This window comes from Sutcliffiella rhizosphaerae, from assembly GCF_917563925.1.
Classification (GTDB): domain Bacteria; phylum Bacillota; class Bacilli; order Bacillales; family Bacillaceae_I; genus Sutcliffiella_A; species Sutcliffiella_A rhizosphaerae.
Genome location: NZ_CAKJTJ010000053.1, coordinates 1 through 17,555 on the forward strand (window position 1 = coordinate 1; position 17,555 = coordinate 17,555).

18 protein-coding genes, 1 tRNA gene, 1 rRNA gene, 1 other RNA gene and 1 other annotated feature are annotated in these 17,555 nt (G+C 39.0%); of the genes, 15 read left to right on the top strand and 6 right to left on the bottom strand.

Features of this window, described 5'->3' with window-relative positions:
- Nucleotides 1-95, top strand: a 5S ribosomal RNA gene (gene rrf / locus LRP81_RS21735); the annotation flags it as partial.
- Nucleotides 96-325: 230 nt separating this feature from the next.
- On the opposite strand, the gene LRP81_RS21740 is transcribed toward rrf, so the two are convergent.
- Nucleotides 326-1,291, bottom strand: a complete 966-nt coding sequence (locus LRP81_RS21740; protein WP_230505075.1) for a YaaC family protein — start codon at nucleotides 1,289-1,291, stop codon at nucleotides 326-328.
- A 139-nt stretch (nucleotides 1,292-1,430) separates the two neighbouring features.
- On the opposite strand from LRP81_RS21740, the gene guaB reads away from it, so the two are divergent.
- From guaB to LRP81_RS21770, 6 genes are all read left to right on the top strand, one after another.
- Entirely contained in the window at nucleotides 1,431-2,897 is a 1,467-nt protein-coding gene (gene guaB, locus LRP81_RS21745; protein WP_230505077.1) for an IMP dehydrogenase, read from the top strand.
- Nucleotides 2,898-3,033: 136 nt separating this feature from the next.
- Nucleotides 3,034-4,395, top strand: coding sequence for a D-alanyl-D-alanine carboxypeptidase family protein (locus LRP81_RS21750; protein ID WP_399208207.1), 1,362 nt, complete (start codon nucleotides 3,034-3,036; stop codon nucleotides 4,393-4,395).
- A 203-nt stretch (nucleotides 4,396-4,598) separates the two neighbouring features.
- Nucleotides 4,599-5,486, top strand: a complete 888-nt coding sequence (pdxS, locus tag LRP81_RS21755; RefSeq protein ID WP_230505079.1) for a pyridoxal 5'-phosphate synthase lyase subunit PdxS — start codon at nucleotides 4,599-4,601, stop codon at nucleotides 5,484-5,486.
- Nucleotides 5,487-5,504: 18 nt separating this feature from the next.
- Nucleotides 5,505-6,080: a pyridoxal 5'-phosphate synthase glutaminase subunit PdxT gene (pdxT, locus tag LRP81_RS21760; RefSeq protein WP_230505081.1), complete on the top strand. Its 576-nt coding sequence runs from the start codon at nucleotides 5,505-5,507 to the stop codon at nucleotides 6,078-6,080.
- Nucleotides 6,081-6,153: 73 nt separating this feature from the next.
- Nucleotides 6,154-6,388 (top strand) — a binding site (T-box leader).
- Nucleotides 6,389-6,451: 63 nt separating this feature from the next.
- Entirely contained in the window at nucleotides 6,452-7,729 is a 1,278-nt protein-coding gene (gene serS / locus LRP81_RS21765; RefSeq protein WP_230505083.1) for a serine--tRNA ligase, read from the top strand.
- Between the two features lie 96 nt (nucleotides 7,730-7,825).
- A tRNA-Ser gene (locus LRP81_RS21770) sits at nucleotides 7,826-7,918 on the top strand.
- Between the two features lie 142 nt (nucleotides 7,919-8,060).
- On the opposite strand, the gene LRP81_RS21775 is transcribed toward LRP81_RS21770, so the two are convergent.
- The 4 genes from LRP81_RS21775 to LRP81_RS21790 form a co-directional block, all read right to left on the bottom strand.
- Entirely contained in the window at nucleotides 8,061-8,729 is a 669-nt protein-coding gene (locus LRP81_RS21775) for a deoxynucleoside kinase (protein WP_230505084.1), read from the bottom strand.
- Nucleotides 8,729-9,367 (bottom strand): deoxynucleoside kinase, encoded by a 639-nt coding sequence (locus LRP81_RS21780; RefSeq protein ID WP_230505086.1) that lies wholly within the window; start codon nucleotides 9,365-9,367, stop codon nucleotides 8,729-8,731. Before LRP81_RS21780 ends, LRP81_RS21775 begins: the two co-directional genes overlap by 1 nt.
- 165 nt (nucleotides 9,368-9,532) lie before the next feature.
- The gene (locus LRP81_RS21785) at nucleotides 9,533-10,834 is read right to left on the bottom strand and encodes a LysM peptidoglycan-binding domain-containing protein (protein WP_230505088.1); all 1,302 of its coding nucleotides are present in this window, start codon (nucleotides 10,832-10,834) and stop codon (nucleotides 9,533-9,535) included.
- A gap of 173 nt (nucleotides 10,835-11,007) precedes the next feature.
- Nucleotides 11,008-11,550 carry an isochorismatase family cysteine hydrolase gene (locus LRP81_RS21790; protein ID WP_230505090.1) on the bottom strand — a complete coding sequence of 181 codons (543 nt, stop codon included), beginning with the start codon at nucleotides 11,548-11,550 and terminating at the stop codon, nucleotides 11,008-11,010.
- An 82-nt stretch (nucleotides 11,551-11,632) separates the two neighbouring features.
- On the opposite strand from LRP81_RS21790, the gene tadA reads away from it, so the two are divergent.
- Together tadA and ffs are read left to right on the top strand one after the other, a co-directional pair.
- Nucleotides 11,633-12,121: a tRNA adenosine(34) deaminase TadA gene (gene tadA / locus LRP81_RS21795; RefSeq protein ID WP_399208208.1), complete on the top strand. Its 489-nt coding sequence runs from the start codon at nucleotides 11,633-11,635 to the stop codon at nucleotides 12,119-12,121.
- 100 nt (nucleotides 12,122-12,221) lie between these two features.
- Nucleotides 12,222-12,486: signal recognition particle sRNA large type (gene ffs / locus LRP81_RS21800), an RNA gene on the top strand.
- A 276-nt stretch (nucleotides 12,487-12,762) separates the two neighbouring features.
- On the opposite strand, the gene LRP81_RS23535 is transcribed toward ffs, so the two are convergent.
- Nucleotides 12,763-12,828 (bottom strand): hypothetical protein, encoded by a 66-nt coding sequence (locus tag LRP81_RS23535; protein ID WP_399208209.1) that lies wholly within the window; start codon nucleotides 12,826-12,828, stop codon nucleotides 12,763-12,765.
- Between the two features lie 62 nt (nucleotides 12,829-12,890).
- On the opposite strand from LRP81_RS23535, the gene dnaX reads away from it, so the two are divergent.
- From dnaX to LRP81_RS21830, 6 genes are all read left to right on the top strand, one after another.
- Nucleotides 12,891-14,582 carry a DNA polymerase III subunit gamma/tau gene (gene dnaX / locus LRP81_RS21805; protein WP_230505094.1) on the top strand — a complete coding sequence of 564 codons (1,692 nt, stop codon included), beginning with the start codon at nucleotides 12,891-12,893 and terminating at the stop codon, nucleotides 14,580-14,582.
- 28 nt (nucleotides 14,583-14,610) lie between these two features.
- Complete coding sequence (locus LRP81_RS21810) at nucleotides 14,611-14,937, top strand: YbaB/EbfC family nucleoid-associated protein (protein ID WP_230505108.1); 327 nt, start codon at nucleotides 14,611-14,613, stop codon at nucleotides 14,935-14,937.
- 10 nt (nucleotides 14,938-14,947) lie between these two features.
- Nucleotides 14,948-15,544 (top strand): recombination mediator RecR, encoded by a 597-nt coding sequence (recR, locus tag LRP81_RS21815; RefSeq protein WP_230505096.1) that lies wholly within the window; start codon nucleotides 14,948-14,950, stop codon nucleotides 15,542-15,544.
- A 20-nt stretch (nucleotides 15,545-15,564) separates the two neighbouring features.
- Nucleotides 15,565-15,780 carry a YaaL family protein gene (locus LRP81_RS21820; protein WP_230505098.1) on the top strand — a complete coding sequence of 72 codons (216 nt, stop codon included), beginning with the start codon at nucleotides 15,565-15,567 and terminating at the stop codon, nucleotides 15,778-15,780.
- Between the two features lie 99 nt (nucleotides 15,781-15,879).
- Nucleotides 15,880-16,143, top strand: a complete 264-nt coding sequence (locus tag LRP81_RS21825; RefSeq protein ID WP_230505101.1) for a pro-sigmaK processing inhibitor BofA family protein — start codon at nucleotides 15,880-15,882, stop codon at nucleotides 16,141-16,143.
- A gap of 160 nt (nucleotides 16,144-16,303) precedes the next feature.
- Nucleotides 16,304-17,179, top strand: coding sequence for a nucleotidyltransferase (locus LRP81_RS21830; protein WP_230505103.1), 876 nt, complete (start codon nucleotides 16,304-16,306; stop codon nucleotides 17,177-17,179).
- Nucleotides 17,180-17,555 lie beyond the last annotated feature (376 nt).

Below are 17,555 nucleotides of genomic sequence, written 5' to 3' on the forward strand. Positions count from 1 at the left end.
TCACACCCGTTCCCATACCGAACACGGAAGTTAAGCTCTTCAGCGCCGATGGTAGTTGGGGGCTGTCCCCCTGTGAGAGTAGGACGTTGCCAGGCAAATGAGAAAAACCAGTGCTTATGAAATAGCGCTGGTTTTTTGTGTGTAGAAAAGTGTTCGTCTAGAGAGGGATAATTGTAATTTATTAGAGATATTATTAAAGTCCGTTTGAATTATTTTCATAATGCCTCACTGATACCCCGTGTATTCCTTCATTGTTTCCCAATTTCCCTATACTGCTGTTAGCGAAGTACACGAGGCGGCCCCTTTTAAAAGATGCCCGGCAAACTTATTCAGCACTCATTTGGAATGCCTTCAATAAATACGTGTGAATATAATAAGGTATCTTTGATGCGGCTATGTCCAGAAACTCCAGGATTAGAGTAAGGTCGCTACTTTGATAAGTATGGAGAAGCTCACACCACCATTCTGTTTCATAGCGACAGATCATACTGAGATTGTAGAGTAGAAGGTAATGTACCATTAATTCTGGAAAATAGGTGAGTCCCTCTTTTTTCCGAGGAATAAAAATCATATTGGAATAATGATCGTACAATAAGGGAGAAAAACTCAGGGAATCATTATTTTTTAATCCATTAAAAATGATACCTTTTTTGTTAGTTTCCTCATGGAGACAAGCAGTGTTGTTTAGAAAATATTGAATGAATCTAGATTCGGTCATTTTGTAATCATCTAAGATTGAATGCGGTATGATGGCTTGTTCGTTTTGACTGTTTCCTACTGGATAAAATGGATTAATATTTTTCGTAATGTGAATAGTCTTTTTTAATTCTGGTATGGCGAATAAAAGGTGTTTCATTGTGAACTTAGTTCCTTCCGTTTGTTTCACATGGAACATTTTGTCGCTAAAGTGAGAAAAGAGGCCGTTTTTCTGTATTTTTACTTCATCATGAATAAATTCGTAATTTTGTTTTTTTCTTTTTCGAGCAGAAACACCATGCGCCAATACAGATGTTGATTCTGGATATAATGGATCAACCGTTAAGAGACAAGCTTTTATTAATTGAATCGTTCCATAAAACAAGAGGACCGGTTTAATGGCGGTCGGAGTGTTACTTGCTTGTTGAAGATACGTTAGTCCATGTTCTATGTAATAAATAAAGCTATAAGCATTGTTGTAGCTTTGTTGTTCAACAGCTTCAATCTTATGTTGCTGATAACTTACTCTTAGTAATTTTTGGGCGGTTTCAGCTGAACGAAATGGGTAAAAAAGCTGTTGAAAGGGCACTGTCATCGTACGCACATCCTTATGTTATAAATATAGTTAGAATTATTTGAAAAAATAAACTTATAATTGCATTCTTGACAGTATTTTGTCCAGTTGATACTCTACTATAAATATTAATGAGAATATGAAGGGGGAAAATTTTGTCATGTGGGAAAATAAATTTGCAAAAGAAGGCCTAACATTTGATGATGTACTTTTAGTTCCAGCCAAATCAGAAGTTTTACCGAGAGATGTTTATTTAAAAGTTAAGTTAACGGAAACATTGCAATTAAATATTCCGATTATTAGTGCAGGTATGGATACTGTAACAGAAGCGGAAATGGCTATTGCAATGGCTCGTCAAGGTGGTTTAGGTATTATTCATAAGAATATGTCTATTGAGCAACAGGCTGAGCAAGTAGATAAGGTAAAGCGATCTGAAAGAGGAGTTATTACCGATCCTTTTTTCCTCACCCCAGAGCATCAAGTATTCGATGCGGAACATTTAATGGGCAAGTACAGAATATCCGGGGTACCAATTGTAAATAATCAAGAAGAACAAAAGTTAGTTGGTATTTTAACAAACCGTGATTTGCGATTTATCCAAGATTTCTCGATTCCCATCTCTGATGTCATGACAAAAGAAAACCTTGTAACAGCTGCTGTAGGTACAACTCTTGCAGATGCAGAAAGTATTTTGCAAAAATACAAAATTGAAAAACTCCCCCTAGTTGACGAAGATGGGATCTTAAAGGGTCTCATTACCATAAAAGATATTGAAAAAGTTATAGAGTTTCCTCATTCTGCAAAAGATAAACAAGGTCGTCTCCTTGTTGGTGCGGCAGTTGGAGTAACTGGAGATACTATGCTACGTGTAGAAAAACTAGTACAAAAGAGCGTGGATGCTATTGTAGTAGATACAGCGCATGGTCATTCCCAAGGAGTACTGGATACTGTTAAGAAAATTAGAGCCAAATATCCGCAATTAAATATTATTGCTGGAAATGTTGCCACCGCAGAAGCAACACGTGATTTAGCTGAAGCTGGGGCAGATGTTGTAAAAGTTGGAATCGGGCCAGGCTCCATTTGTACTACTCGTGTTGTTGCTGGTGTAGGGGTTCCACAAATTACTGCTGTATATGATTGTGCGACAGAAGCGAAAAAGTTAGGAATTAGTATTATTGCCGATGGCGGTATTAAATATTCCGGCGATATCGTAAAGGCATTGGCAGCAGGGGGCCATGCAGTTATGCTAGGAAGTATACTTGGTGGCACATCTGAAAGTCCAGGTGAAACGGAAATTTTCCAAGGTAGACGCTTTAAGGTATACCGCGGTATGGGGTCTGTTGGTGCGATGGAAAAAGGAAGTAAGGACCGTTATTTCCAAGAGGAAAACAAGAAATTTGTTCCAGAAGGAATTGAAGGCCGCATTGCATACAAAGGTCCAGTAGCAGATACTATTTACCAAATGGTAGGTGGATTACGATCTGGTATGGGGTATTGCGGGACAAAAGACTTAGAAAATTTGAGAGAAAATGCTCAATTTGTAAAAATGACAGGTGCCGGGCTTCGTGAGAGTCATCCTCATGATGTTCAAATAACAAAAGAATCTCCCAACTATTCCATTTCATAACAGCATTATAGGTGTAGAGGCATAGTTATGACATATTTATGACAGAGAATGAAGTGTTCGTTCTCTGTCTATTTTTTTTGAAGATTGTATGTTAAAATAACCACTATGTGAAAAATAATCTGGAGGTTAATGAATTGTGACAAAGGACAACATTCAACGATTTATTGCTAGTTTACTAACCATTGCACTGTTAACGACTGTTTTTTCGATACAAAATGTTAAAGCAGAGGAGAACAATCCTCATTTAAATATAAATGCAGAAGCTGCCTTACTTCTTGAAAAAAACACAGGTAAAATTATTTATCAACAAAATATTGATGCAGTACTTGGAATTGCAAGTATGACAAAAATGATGTCTGAGTATTTGATCTTGGAAGCTATCAGTGAAGGGAAACTTTCTCTAGATGATCAGTATAATGTAAATGAATATGTTTGGACTATTTCTCATGACCGCAGTCTTTCCAACGTTATGCTTCGCCGAGATGGAACATACAATGTTCAAGAGCTTTACGAAGCAATGGCTATTTATTCCGCTAATGGTGCAACCATTGCACTGGCAGAAATGGTGGCTGGAACGGAAACTGAGTTTGTTAAAATGATGAATGAAAAAGCCGAAGAGTTAGGGTTAAAAGATTATAAATTTGTAAACTCCACTGGCCTAAACAATGCTGATTTATATGGAATGCATCCTGACGGAACAGGAGCAGATGAAGAAAATGTCATGTCTGCCCGCGCTACCGCAATGTTAGCTTATCATCTTTTGAAGGATTTCCCAGAAATCCTTGATACAGCAAGCATTCCTAAAAAGATATTTAGAGAAGGTACAGATGATGAAATCCACATGTCAAACTGGAACTGGATGCTTCCGGGCCTGATTTCGGAGTATGAAGGTGTGGATGGACTTAAAACAGGTTTTACTGATTTTGCCGGCTATAATTTTACAGGTACAATTGAAAAAGACGGAATGCGTTTTATTTCCGTGGTAATGAATGCAAAAAATGCGGATGGACAACCTCAGGATACAGCACGTTTTGCAGAAACTAGAAAGCTATTTGATTATGGTTTTGCTAATTATTCTCTACAAGAAATTTACCCATCAAACTATCAGATTGATAATGAATCAAATTTGAAGGTTGTAAAAGGGAAAGAAAAAAGTGTGGAAGTCGAAACAAGTGAGCCATTACAGGTACTTGTAAAACGTGGAGAAGAAGAAAACTTTGAACCTCTATACGTTTTTGATGAGGAAATTGTATCAGAGGAAAACGAAATCACAGCACCATTTGAAGAGGAAACTACTGTCGGACATATGACAGTAAATTATACAGGTGAAGAAGAAAACCTGGGCTTCTTATTTGAAGGACAGGGAGAACAAGCAGAATTGGTCACAAAAGAGGGTGTGGAGAAAGCGAATTGGTTCGTATTATCCATGCGTGCGGTTGGTGGATTCTTTGGTGATTTATGGTCAACAGCTGTTGGCGCAATAAAAGGCTTATTCTAACAACTATTATTGTAATGCTTGAAGGTTCCTTTAAAGAGGGACTTTCGGGCATTTTGTTTATAATCAGTAGGGGAATAGCTGGCAATTTTTAAAAAGGAAGCTTTCGAATTATTATTAGGATTTTTCGAAAATTTAAGGTAAAATAAAGAACGTGTTAGTAAATAATATTTAAAATTCATTTATACATATAGGGGGACTATTCGATGGCACATCAAACAGGTACGGATCGTGTAAAACGTGGTATGGCAGAAATGCAAAAAGGCGGCGTCATTATGGACGTTGTAAATGCTGAGCAGGCAAAGATTGCAGAAGAAGCTGGTGCTGTAGCAGTAATGGCTCTAGAGCGTGTTCCTGCTGATATTCGTGCAGCTGGTGGAGTTGCTCGTATGGCAGACCCAACAATCGTAGAAAACGTAATGAAAGCAGTAACGATTCCGGTAATGGCTAAAGGTCGTATCGGTCATATCGTAGAAGCTCGCATTTTGGAAGCAATGGGCGTGGATTATATCGATGAGAGTGAAGTATTGACTCCAGCTGATGAAGAGTACCATTTGGACAAGCGCCAGTACACGGTTCCATTCGTATGTGGATGCCGCGACCTTGGCGAAGCTGCTCGTCGTATTGGAGAAGGAGCTTCTATGCTTCGTACGAAAGGTGAGCCTGGGACTGGGAACATTGTAGAAGCTGTTCGCCACATCCGCAAAGTAAATGCGCAAGTACGTAAAGTAGTGGGCATGAGCGAAGACGAATTAATGACGGAAGCAAAGCTGTTAGGTGCACCGTTTGAGTTACTTTTAGAAATTAAACGTTTAGGTCGTTTACCAGTAGTAAACTTTGCTGCAGGTGGAGTAGCTACTCCTGCTGATGCAGCATTGATGATGCAACTTGGTGCAGACGGGGTATTCGTTGGTTCTGGTATCTTCAAGTCGGACAACCCAGCTAAGTTTGCTCGTGCTATTGTGGAAGCAACTACTCATTATCAGGACTATGAGTTAATTGCAAGCCTTTCTAAAGGACTTGGAGCGGCTATGAAAGGAATTGAAATTTCTACACTATTACCTGAAAATCGCATGCAAGAGCGTGGTTGGTAAGTAAAGGAGTTTTCATACATGGTGAAGGTTGGAGTCTTGGGACTTCAAGGTGCAGTTCGGGAACATGTAAGATCCATTGAAGCATCTGGAGCAGAAGCAATTGTTGTAAAAAAAACGGAGCAACTATCTGAAATTGACGGGCTTATTATTCCTGGTGGCGAAAGTACCACGATGCGTCGTCTTATTGATAAGTATTCCTTTATGGAACCGCTCCGTGCATTTGGTGCTAGTGGAAAGCCGGTGTTCGGTACGTGTGCAGGTCTTATCCTAATCGCGAACGATATCGTTGGCTATGATGAACCACACTTGGCATTTATGGATGCGAAAGTGGAAAGAAACTCCTTTGGCCGTCAAGTAGATAGCTTTGAGGCTGAACTGGATATTGCTGGCGTTGCCCAAGACTTTGTTGGTGTCTTTATTCGTGCTCCACATATTGTGGAAGTAGGGGAAGATGTTGAAGTTTTGTGTAAGCATAATGGTCGCATTGTTGCGGCACGCCAAGATCAATTTTTGGGTTGCTCTTTCCATCCAGAGTTAACGGATGATCACCGAATTACACAGTACTTTGTTAATATGGTGAAAGAGTCCAAGTAATTTAGTGAATAAAACTATTGCAACTAAGAGAGACTTGTAGTAGATTAATGTCTAATAACAATTTGTATATAGTGCAAATGCGAAGATAGGAAATAGTAATTAGTGGTTTGGTACTTTAGAGAGTCGGTGGTTGGTGAAAACCGATGTATCACACTTATGAATCCATCCTTGAGCTTTTGGCCGAATTGCTGAGCAAGCATAGTAAGTCAAATCGGTAAGATTATTACCGTTATCGAATGAAGTGGGAGAAGACATATGTCTTTTTCAACAAGGGTGGCAACACGGGTATCTAAACTCTCGTCCCTATTTAGGGGACGGGAGTTTTTTGTATTCTTTTGGCACTAGTTTAAAAATTTAAGGAGGAATTTGTTATGTTGGATTTAAAATTACTTCGAGCTAATTTTGAAGAGATTAAAGGAAAGCTACAGCACCGCGGAGAGGATCTTACAGACCTGGACCGTTTTGAGGAATTAGATGCCAAAAGACGAGAGCTACTCGTTCAAACAGAGCAATTAAAGAGTAAACGAAATGAGGTTTCTCAACAAATTGCTGCGATGAAGCGTGAAAAACAAGACGCAGATCATTTAATAAAAGAAATGCGTGATGTGGGAGATAACGTAAAAGAGTTGGATGAGGAATTACGTGGAGTAGAAGAGACACTGGAACTATTACTCTTATCTATTCCAAACATCCCTCATGAAAGTGTTCCTGTTGGGGAGACAGAAGATGACAATGTAGAAATTCGAAAATGGGGAGAGCTTCCTAATTTCGAGTTTGAACCCAAAGCTCATTGGGATATTGCGGATGACTTGGGCATTTTAGATTTTGAGCGCGCAGGTAAGGTGACAGGAAGCCGATTTGTTTTCTATCGAGGATTAGGTGCAAGATTAGAGCGAGCACTCTTTAATTTCATGTTGGATCTGCATACAGATGAGCATGGTTATACAGAAGTACTGCCGCCATACTTAGTCAACAGAGCGAGCATGACTGGTACAGGGCAATTGCCAAAGTTTGAAGAGGATGCGTTCTTAATCGAAAAAGAAGATTACTTCCTAGTACCAACTTCTGAAGTGCCAATCACGAATATGCACCGGGAAGAAATCTTAACGGCTGATCAATTACCAATCAATTATGCTGCATTTAGTGCTTGCTTCCGTTCTGAAGCAGGATCTGCTGGCCGTGACACACGTGGATTAATTCGTCAGCATCAATTTAATAAAGTAGAGTTAGTCAAATTTGTAAAACCTGAAGAATCTTATGAGGAATTAGAAAAGTTGACTGGTAATGCTGAAAAAGTACTACAGTTACTAGGTCTACCTTATAGAGTATTGAAAATGTGTACAGCGGATCTTGGTTTTACTGCCGCTAAGAAATATGATATTGAAGTTTGGATTCCAAGTGCCAATACGTATCGTGAAATTTCTTCTTGTAGTAACTTTGAGAGCTTCCAAGCACGTCGCGCAAACATTCGCTTCCGTCGTGATCCGAAAGGAAAACCAGAGCATGTTCATACATTAAATGGTTCTGGTCTTGCGATCGGTCGTACCGTTGCAGCCATCATAGAAAACTTCCAGCAAGAGGACGGCACAGTTATTATTCCAGAAGTGTTACGTCCATACATGGGTGGAAAAGAGAATTTGACTAAATAGTGAACAATCGAAGGATAGGGGCAAAAATCTCTATCCTTTCTTTATATATTGTTGACATTTATTTTTGAAATATGATATATTACATCTTGTCGATACGGAGGAATACCCAAGTCCGGCTGAAGGGATCGGTCTTGAAAACCGACAGGGGTGTCAAAGCCCGCGGGGGTTCGAATCCCTCTTCCTCCGCCATTGATTTTTAATTAAGGTTTTTACCTATAGCGCATAAACTGGAGTATGTTCGTTACATTATGGAGAAGTAACGAATTTTTTATTGTTATTGATGAAGCGACGTCATCATAATACAATGGAAAAGCCGCCCAATGAGGGCGGCTTATTTTTTTAGCAATTGTGATTGCTTCATATGATGAGAGATTTTCTCAATGATCGGCTCCACAGAGTTTGTGTCTTTTAGCACATCATACTCATTGATATTTAAACGTAATACCGGGCAAGCGTGGAAGTTGTTTATCCATCTTTCGTAACGCTCATGCATTTCTTCCCAATAGGAAATCGGTGTTTGTTGTTCCATCGGTCTTCCACGTTCCTGAATTCTTGAGAGTATATCATCAAGGCTGCCTTCTAGGTAGATAAGGAGGTCAGGGTGTGGGAAATATGGTGTCATCACCATTGCTTCGAATAAGCTTGTGTAAGTTTCGTAATCCACTTCCGTCATCGTACCTTTTTCGTAATGCATATTGGCAAAGATGCCAGTGTCCTCATAGATAGATCGGTCTTGAATAAATCCTCCACCGTATTCAAATATCTTCTTTTGATCTTTAAAGCGTTCCGCTAAAAAGTAAATCTGTAAGTGAAAGCTCCATCTTTCAAAGTCAGCATAAAATTTATCAAGATAAGGGTTAGTATCCACTTTTTCGAAAGAGGTGCGAAAACCAAGAGCGTTTGCCAACGCATTGGTCATGGTTGATTTACCGACTCCCACGGTTCCTGCAATCGTAATGACCGCATTCGTAGGGATTCCGTATTTTTGCCGTAGATTCATTATACGTTTACTCCTTTTTGCAAAGTACTTTTGAGTGCTTGGAAAATATGCTGAAGGTCTTCTTTTCGTTGAACAAAATCAACATCGTCTCCGTTAAAACGCAATATTGGTAGGGAAGGATATTGTTGTTCTAAGCGGTCCATCTCCGCATCATAGTCGATACTTAATTGTTGTAAGTATAATGGATCAATTTTCTTTTCGATATCGCGGCCGCGCATTTCAATCCTTGTTAACAACGTATCAAGGCTAGCATTTAAGTAGATAATGACATTTGGCTTTGGCATGTCCGCTGTTAGGATATCGTAGATTTGCAAATATTTATCATATTGCTTGTCCTTTAACGTTCGTTTGGCGAATATTAGATTTTTTAAGATATGATAGTCAGCAACTACAGCTTTTTGCTTTCTTAAATGAAGTTGATCAATATCCTCTAATTGTTTATATCTATTACATAAGAAAAACATTTCTGTTTGAAAACTCCACTCATCAATGTTTTCATAGAATTTACCTAGGAAAGGATTTTCATCGACAATCTCTTTCAATAATTGATATTGGAATTCCTCTGCAATTTTTTTAGCAAGTGAGGTTTTTCCGACACCAATCGGTCCTTCCACTGTTATAAATGGTGTTGCATGCACCAGGATGCCCCCTTTACAAACATATACAAGAATCAATATTTTGACAGACAATTAATATTTTATCATAGATATGGTGTATATGGCGGAAGAATTTTCGATAAGCTGGAGAGGGAGAAATAAAAAAACACCGCCCTGTTGGATAGGTGGTGTCATTACATTAGATTATTAATAAAAGCGAGCTGTTGGATTTTTGACTACATTGAAATTATCGGTAATAAGCAACCAGTTTTGTGGGAATGAAAGTCCAAGTTTCCAATAGCTAATACCTCGAAGGTTTAACTCTTTTATTAAATCAAATTTTGCCTGAATGGAACGTGCATCCTCGAACCATACTTCATGTTCTTTCCCATCTTTTCGATAGTTGAAGTGGGGCGCTTGTGCAGTTGTATCATATTCGATTGCTTCATTATTATCTGCTGCTAGTTGAATGGCCGCTTGAGGACTTACCGCTTTTGCAAAGTCACCGCCCTGTTGAAATGGTAATGTCCAGTCATAGCCGTACAGATTTTGGCCCATCATAATTTTTTCACTTGGCATCTCTGTAATGGCATATTCCAATACGTCTCTAACTGGCCCAATAGGACTCACTGCCATTGGGGGTCCGCCACTATATCCCCATTCATACGTCATGATGACAACGAAATCGACAATTTCTCCATGTGCTTTGTAGTCGTGCGCCTCATACCATTTACCTTTTTGATCTGCACTTGTTTTCGGTGCAAGGGCAGTGGACATCAACCAGCCTTCTTTTCGGAATCGTTCTTTGGCTTTGCGAAGAAATCTGTTATAGGCGTCCTTGTCAGCTGGACGTAAAAACTCAAAATCAAAATGAATATCCTTGAAGTTGTATTTCTTTGCCGTAGTGACGATGGTATCAAGAAGTTTATTTTGAACATTCATGTCATTCAAGATAATTCTTCCGAGTTCGTCACTGAAGGCATCATTTTCTAAGTTGGTAAGCACCATCATCAACGTAACATTTTCACCTGCTGCTATATCCAGAAGATTTGTCAGCGGAGGTTCTTTTAATGAACCATCTCTTAATACTTGAAAGCTGAATGGAGCAAGGTATGTCAAATAAGGAGCTGCATTTCTGGAACTTTGTTGAAGTTCTTCTGTCACAGTGTCTCCGCGTGGTTCGACATAGGCATTGATTTCAGCCTCTCTTTTTGGCCGGGCAGGGATGTACAATCTTAGTCCAACTCGTAAAGGGGTATTTGGATTAAGCTGATTTATCTCAATCAATCTCGCAGTTGTGATGTTAAACCTTCTCGCAATAGAAGTAATCGTATCCCCTGGCTGTACAAAATAAAAACGTCCTACTATGGGAATGACTAGTGCTTGGCCTACCACTAATCTATCGGGATTAGGCAGTTCATTTGCCTCGATAATATCCGTTGGAGTAGTTGAGTATGCCTGGGCAATCCCACTTAATGTCTGTCCTTGTCGTACAACATGTATTTGCATAAATCCTTCCCTCCTCCTTTTTCCCTTTATTCAAAGCTCTTTTCTAAAAGGACACGAAAATGTATGTAGTCCATCATTATTTATCTGCGGTAGGAAAAGAGCATGTTAGTAATAGCAATAAAAATACTGCCTTTATCACTGTATGAAGGAGGAAAACAATTCATGCTATGAACTCATGTTGATGTTAGCAATTTCCAAGTTTCTTTTACTTCTGCCTTTAGGACATTTTCCATCATCCTTAATGCATAATGATTATCTTGGTCATCTGCAGAGGCAACACCGTCCTTAGGAATAACCAGTTCAAATTCTCGCATATAGGCATCATTAGCAGTAAAGAGTACACATATATTTCCCGCAATACCAGTCAAAATCAGCTTTTTTATCTTTAATTGAGATAATAAGGTATGCAAGGCGGTTCCATAAAAAGCGGAGTGTTTTGGTTTAATTAGAAAATAATCCTTGTCTCTCGGTTGTAATTCATCAATAATTTTTCCGCTTAGTGCATTTCGGCATTTTTCGATAATTTTTCCGTAGTCTGCCTGCCAAAGCTTGTAATGATCGTTGATATAAATTACCGGTAGCCCCTTGTCATACATATAATGTTTGAGCGCAACAATTTGTGGGGAGATGGCTAATGTCTTCTCCGCTAACGTTTCTCCGTGCTTAAATTGAAAATCATTGATAATATCTATAATAAGTAATGCGGTATGTTCCATGTCTCTATCACCTCATAAGGGTTATTGTATGGAAAAAGGGTCGAGAATATAAACAGCATGCCGAAGAAGGGAACGTTGGTTGATGCAAGATGAATATTTTATGCAGTTGGCAATAGAAGAAGCAAAAAAAGCGGAAGATTTAAATGAGGTACCCATTGGAGCAGTGCTTACAGTAGACGGGGAAGTCGTTGCTAGCGGGTATAATTTAAGAGAAACGACACAACGCTCCATTACGCATGCAGAGATTTTAGTGTTAGATCAGGCATGCGAGGTATTAAAAACGTGGAGACTAGAAGATGCGACACTTTATGTGACACTAGAACCTTGTCCGATGTGCGCGGGCGCAATCATTCAGTCCAGGGTAAAAAGAGTCGTATTCGGAGCCAAAGACCCGAAAGCGGGATGTGCAGGGTCCTTAATGAACCTGCTGCAAGATAACCGTTTCAATCATCAAACGGAAATTACAAGCGGAGTATTGGAGGAAGAGTGCGGGGAAATGTTATCCTCTTTTTTCCGTAAACTTCGTAAGAAGAAAAGAGCGCAGAAACAGCAGATATCAAAGCACTCCTAAATATTTACATATCACTGATGGTTGCAATTTTCTCCTCTAAACCTTATACTTAATTATGCGTCGAGGAATTGACGCACCAATTTTATTGGTTTTAATTTTGTCGTGCTAAGCGGGGAGGTAGCGGTGCCCTATACTCGCAATCCGCTCTAGCGAGGCTGAATCCCTTCTCGAGGTTAGTAGACTGTAGGGTCTGCCTTAAGTAAGTGGTGTTGACACCTGGGTCCTGCGCAATGGGAACCCGTGAACCATGTCAGGTCCGGAAGGAAGCAGCATTAAGCGGACTCTCTCATGTGCCGCAGGGTTGCCTGGGTCGAGCTAACTGCTTAAGTAACGCTTATGGTGACTAATCGACGGAAGGTGCACGGCAGTTAAATAAAAGCATTCAAACTCACTTCAGTTTATGAGGTGGGTTTTTTGTTTGTGAATAAGAAAAGTAGAGCGCCTAGCCCCTCGAGTTCATAAGTCGGTGCGTCAAGAAGGTAAAGATCCACCTTCATGCCGCCTTATCTTATGCTTGTCGGGGCTGATCAAGGCGCTTCCGCATTTCGGATTGTCTAGCTCCAAGCGCCAGCAACTATCAAACTTCCCTCGCCTCCTTACGATAAGGCAACATCGAATCGCTAACGCTCTTCGTGTTTTCTTTATCTCATACGGCTCAGTCCAGTTTGTACGTCGCTGAACGGGCACCTTCCGCATTTCGGATTCAAATTGAAATTATCTCTTCGCTTACGTTATAATAGATATGAATAAATAGAAGGAGGGCATATAGGTGGCATATCAAGCTTTATATCGTGTTTTTCGCCCACAGAAATTTTCGGATGTTGTGGGGCAGGAACACATTACAAAAACCCTACAAAACGCCCTACTTCAACAGAAATTTTCCCATGCCTACTTGTTCTCAGGTCCGAGGGGAACTGGTAAAACAAGTGCGGCTAAAATACTTGCAAAAGCAGTAAACTGTGAGCATGCGCCTGTTGCGGAGCCATGTAATGAGTGCGCTGCCTGTAAAGGGATTACGGATGGCTCGATCTCTGATTGTTTAGAAATAGATGCTGCTTCCAATAATGGAGTAGATGAAATCCGAGATATTCGGGACAAAGTGAAATATGCTCCGAGTGCTGTAAAGTATAAAGTATACATAATAGATGAAGTGCACATGCTCTCAATTGGTGCATTTAATGCTTTGCTGAAGACCTTGGAAGAGCCACCGAAGCACGTTATTTTTATATTAGCTACAACAGAGCCGCATAAAATTCCTCTAACAATCATCTCGCGTTGTCAGCGTTTTGATTTTAAACGAATAACAGGGGAATCTATTGTTGGCAGGCTAGCTACGGTTCTAGAAGCACAAGGAATAGAATCTGATCCACAGGCGCTCTCCATCATCGCTAGAGCTGCTGAAGGTGGAATGAGGGATGCTTTAAGCCTTATGGATCAAGCAATCTCTTTTAGTGAAGGAAGCTTGACTGTTCAAGATGCACTCGCCATTACAGGTTCTGTCTCCCAAACTTTTATGACCGACATGGTAAAGGGCTTATATGAAAAGAATGTTGCAATGGCACTGGATTCGCTTCATCAAATATTTCAATCTGGCAAAGACCCAGCTAGATTTTTGGAAGATTTCATTTTCTACTACAGGGATATGCTTCTTTATAAGACAGCCCCAAATCTCGAACAGATCTTGGATCGAGTACAAGTGGATGATGCATTCCAACACTTTGCACAAGAAATGCCAGTAGAAGCTATCTATGAAACCATTGATATCCTTAATAAAAGTCAGCAGGAAATGAAATGGACCAATCACCCAAGAATATTCCTTGAAGTTGCTATTGTGAAGCTTTGTCAGACGGAAGGCTCCACACAAGAAGCTGCCAATCAAGATCAGGTTAATCTTCTTCAGAAAAAAATTACCTTACTTGAGAATAAGGTAAAAGAGCTTGCTAGCAGAAGTAGTGGAGAGGGAGCTAAATCCCCGCAATCTGCTAAAGGTCCTGCCCGCACTTCAGGTGGAGCAAGGAGCGGCTTTAAACCAGCAACAGGTAGAATTCAGGAAGTATTAAAGCAAGCAACAAGGTCAGACCTTGATAGCATCAAGGGAAGCTGGGCACAGCTTCTAGACACATTAAGAAAGCAAAGCAAAGTATCGCATGCAGCATTGTTAACAGATAGTGAGCCAGTTGCTGCATCAAATGGCGCTTTTGTGTTAAAGTTTAAATATGAAATTCATTGTAAAATGGCGTCAGATGAGCCGGTAAAGCAAAACTTGGAACAAATTATCCTCGAGCTAACCGGAAAGTCATTTGAAATGCTGGCTGTTCCTGAACAAGAATGGCTACATATTAGAGAAGGATTTATTCGTGGTCAAAAAAGCGAAGACGAAGGCAACAAGGAAGAGGATGATCCTTTCATCCAAGAAGCGAAAAAACTTGTTGGTCCTGATCTGATAGAAATAAAAGAATAACTTATAACTTTAGGAGGTTTTTATTATGATGCGTGGTGGCGGAATGGGTAACATGCAAAAAATGATGAAACAAATGCAAAAAATGCAAAAGGATATGGCAAAAGCACAAGAAGATCTTGCTGAACAAACAATGGAAGGTACTGCTGGTGGCGGTATGGTAACGGTTGTAGTAAACGGACAAAAAGAAGTAATTGAAGTAAATATAAAAGAAGAAGTAGTGGACCCAGAAGATATCGAAATGTTACAAGACCTAGTATTGGCTGCAACAAATGACGCTCTGAAAAAGATGGAAGAGTTAACGAACGAAACAATGGGCCAATTTACTAAAGGTTTAAACATGCCAGGACTTTTCTAGGAGGACCTTTATGCACTATCCTGAGCCTATATCAAAGCTGATCGACAGCTTTATGAAATTGCCAGGTATCGGCCCGAAAACGGCTGCTCGTCTGGCTTTTTTCGTACTTAATATGAAAGAAGACACTGTACTTGATTTTGCGAAAGCATTAGTGAATGCGAAAAGAAATCTTTCTTATTGTTCCGTATGTGGTCATATAACAGACAAAGACCCATGCTATATTTGTGAAGATAATAGAAGAGATCGCTCCATAATATGTGTGGTGCAGGAAACGAAAGATGTTATCGCCATGGAAAAGATGCGTGACTACAATGGTCTTTACCATGTACTTCATGGTGCTATCTCACCAATGGATGGGATTGGTCCAGAAGATATTAAAATCTCGGAATTAATCAAGCGATTGCAAGACGATGAAACCCAAGAACTCATCCTCGCAACTAACCCCAATATCGAAGGGGAAGCTACAGCTATGTATATTTCAAGACTTTTAAAGCCTTCTGGCATAAAAATGACGCGTATTGCACATGGACTCCCGGTTGGTGGTGATCTGGAATACGCGGATGAAGTCACATTATCAAAAGCGCTAGAGGGGCGAAGAGAAATTTAATAAAGGGGTAATTATAGTTCATGTTTTTTCGCAAAAAGGATCGCTTAAAAAAACAATTTGATGCCAAATTGATGGAAACAACAGAATCCTGTAAAAATCGCTGGACGAAACAAAAAAATCTTGTGAATAAAAGCGTGGATCCATCAGAAGAAGTAATTTGTCAATTAAAAGTTGCAGAAGCCAAATATCTCTTCTTATTAAGAGAGGTTCGTACGAGAACGATAAAAAAAAAGTAGCTGAGGAGTTCATTTCACTCCTTCGCTACTTTTTTATTGTTCTTATTGTGTAAAGCTATTCATATAGATTAGTACAAGCATGGTAGAGGGGGAAATGTAATGGAACCGTTATGGGTGATTGGATTAATAGGAGGTTTGATTCTGCTTGTACTTATGGTGGGTACTCCTTTAAAACCACTTCGATTTGCCGGGCATACACTCATCAAAATAATGATTGGTGCACTATTTTTGTTTTTCCTAAATGCCTTTGGGAATTCTTATGGAATTCATGTTCCTATTAACTTTGTTACTTCTGCTGTCTCTGGAATTTTAGGGGTTCCAGGGGTTGCTGCATTAGTCATTATTCAAATGTACCTTATATAAAATCTTTGTGGATAATAAATTTATCGGATAATTAGTCTACCGTGTAGGCTGATTATCCTTTTTATATGGAAAATATGGTATAGAAGATATAGTAGATGGTAAAATCAAATGAGCATCTCCTCCAACTTCTATTAACGGGGTAAGAATATAACAATTAAAGGTGGTTTTTAATACGATTAAACAAATAGGTTCTATCTGTCAGACGGATTCATTAGGCTACTTAGTTAATGAGACAAGCTATGAGAAGGTTGATAACAAGCACAGAGAATTAATTCAAGTTTTTGTGAATGGATTAATAGAGATATTGGGCGATAATCTAAATAGTGTATACGTAAGAGGCTCAGTCCCGCGTGGGCAAAATATTGATAAAGTTTCAGATCTTGATGCCATTATTGTAATTGATAAGTTAATTACTGATAGGAATCAAAGGTTGCTTGAACAGTTAAAAAGCAACTTGCTTAATAAAAATCCGTACTTGGTTGATATTGAAATGAATTTTATTGAAAAGGAAATGTTACTGAGTGTAAAGGAATCATTCATACTTACATTTATGATTAAGACATATGCACTTTGTGTATATGGAGAGAATTTAAGTGATAAAATTCCTAAATTCAAAGCAGACGAAACAATTGCTAATGAACATATAATAAATTTAGAAAGCCAAATAAAAATTGCGATAGCAGATTTGCAGGATAATAAAGGAATAGATGATATCATGGATTGTTGTCAGTGGATCATGAAGATAATGATTCGGGCGGGAATGGCTTTCGTAATGGATAAGGAACAATCATATACGAGAGACTTATATCCTGCATACACCATTTTCTCTAAACATTTCAAAGAAAAAGAAGCAGAAATGAGAAAAACACTTAAGTTTGCAATTGAGCCAGTAAGTGATGTCTCTAAATTAATCAGCTTTTTAAACACTTTCGGTCGTTGGATGATTATCCAAGCTAATAATTGGCTCGATAAACATAACCCCCATCGATTAAAATACCTATTGAAAGACTCTTCTATAAACGATTATGGTTATTAGCACGAAAAATCGGTCACTCGACATTTTTTACTTGCATAAGCTTTAGAGGATGGGTCTCATTCCAACTGTTTTACTAACCTAAACTAAATATAAAATTAGTGTTGACTTTACTACTAAAACGGTGATATATTATATTTCGTTGTCGTAAAAAACATTCAGCAAATTAATATATGAAAATATATAAAAAAGTGTTGACTTGTTTTGAGATGATATGTTAAGATAATAAAGTCGCTTCGAGAGAACGACTTAAAAATAGTTCTTTGAAAACTAAACAAAACAACAGCGTCCACGTTAACTTTTAATAGTTAACATGAACGAAATTAAGTAACAAGCTAGCAAGATTTTTGAGCAACAGCTCAAACTCTTTATTGGAGAG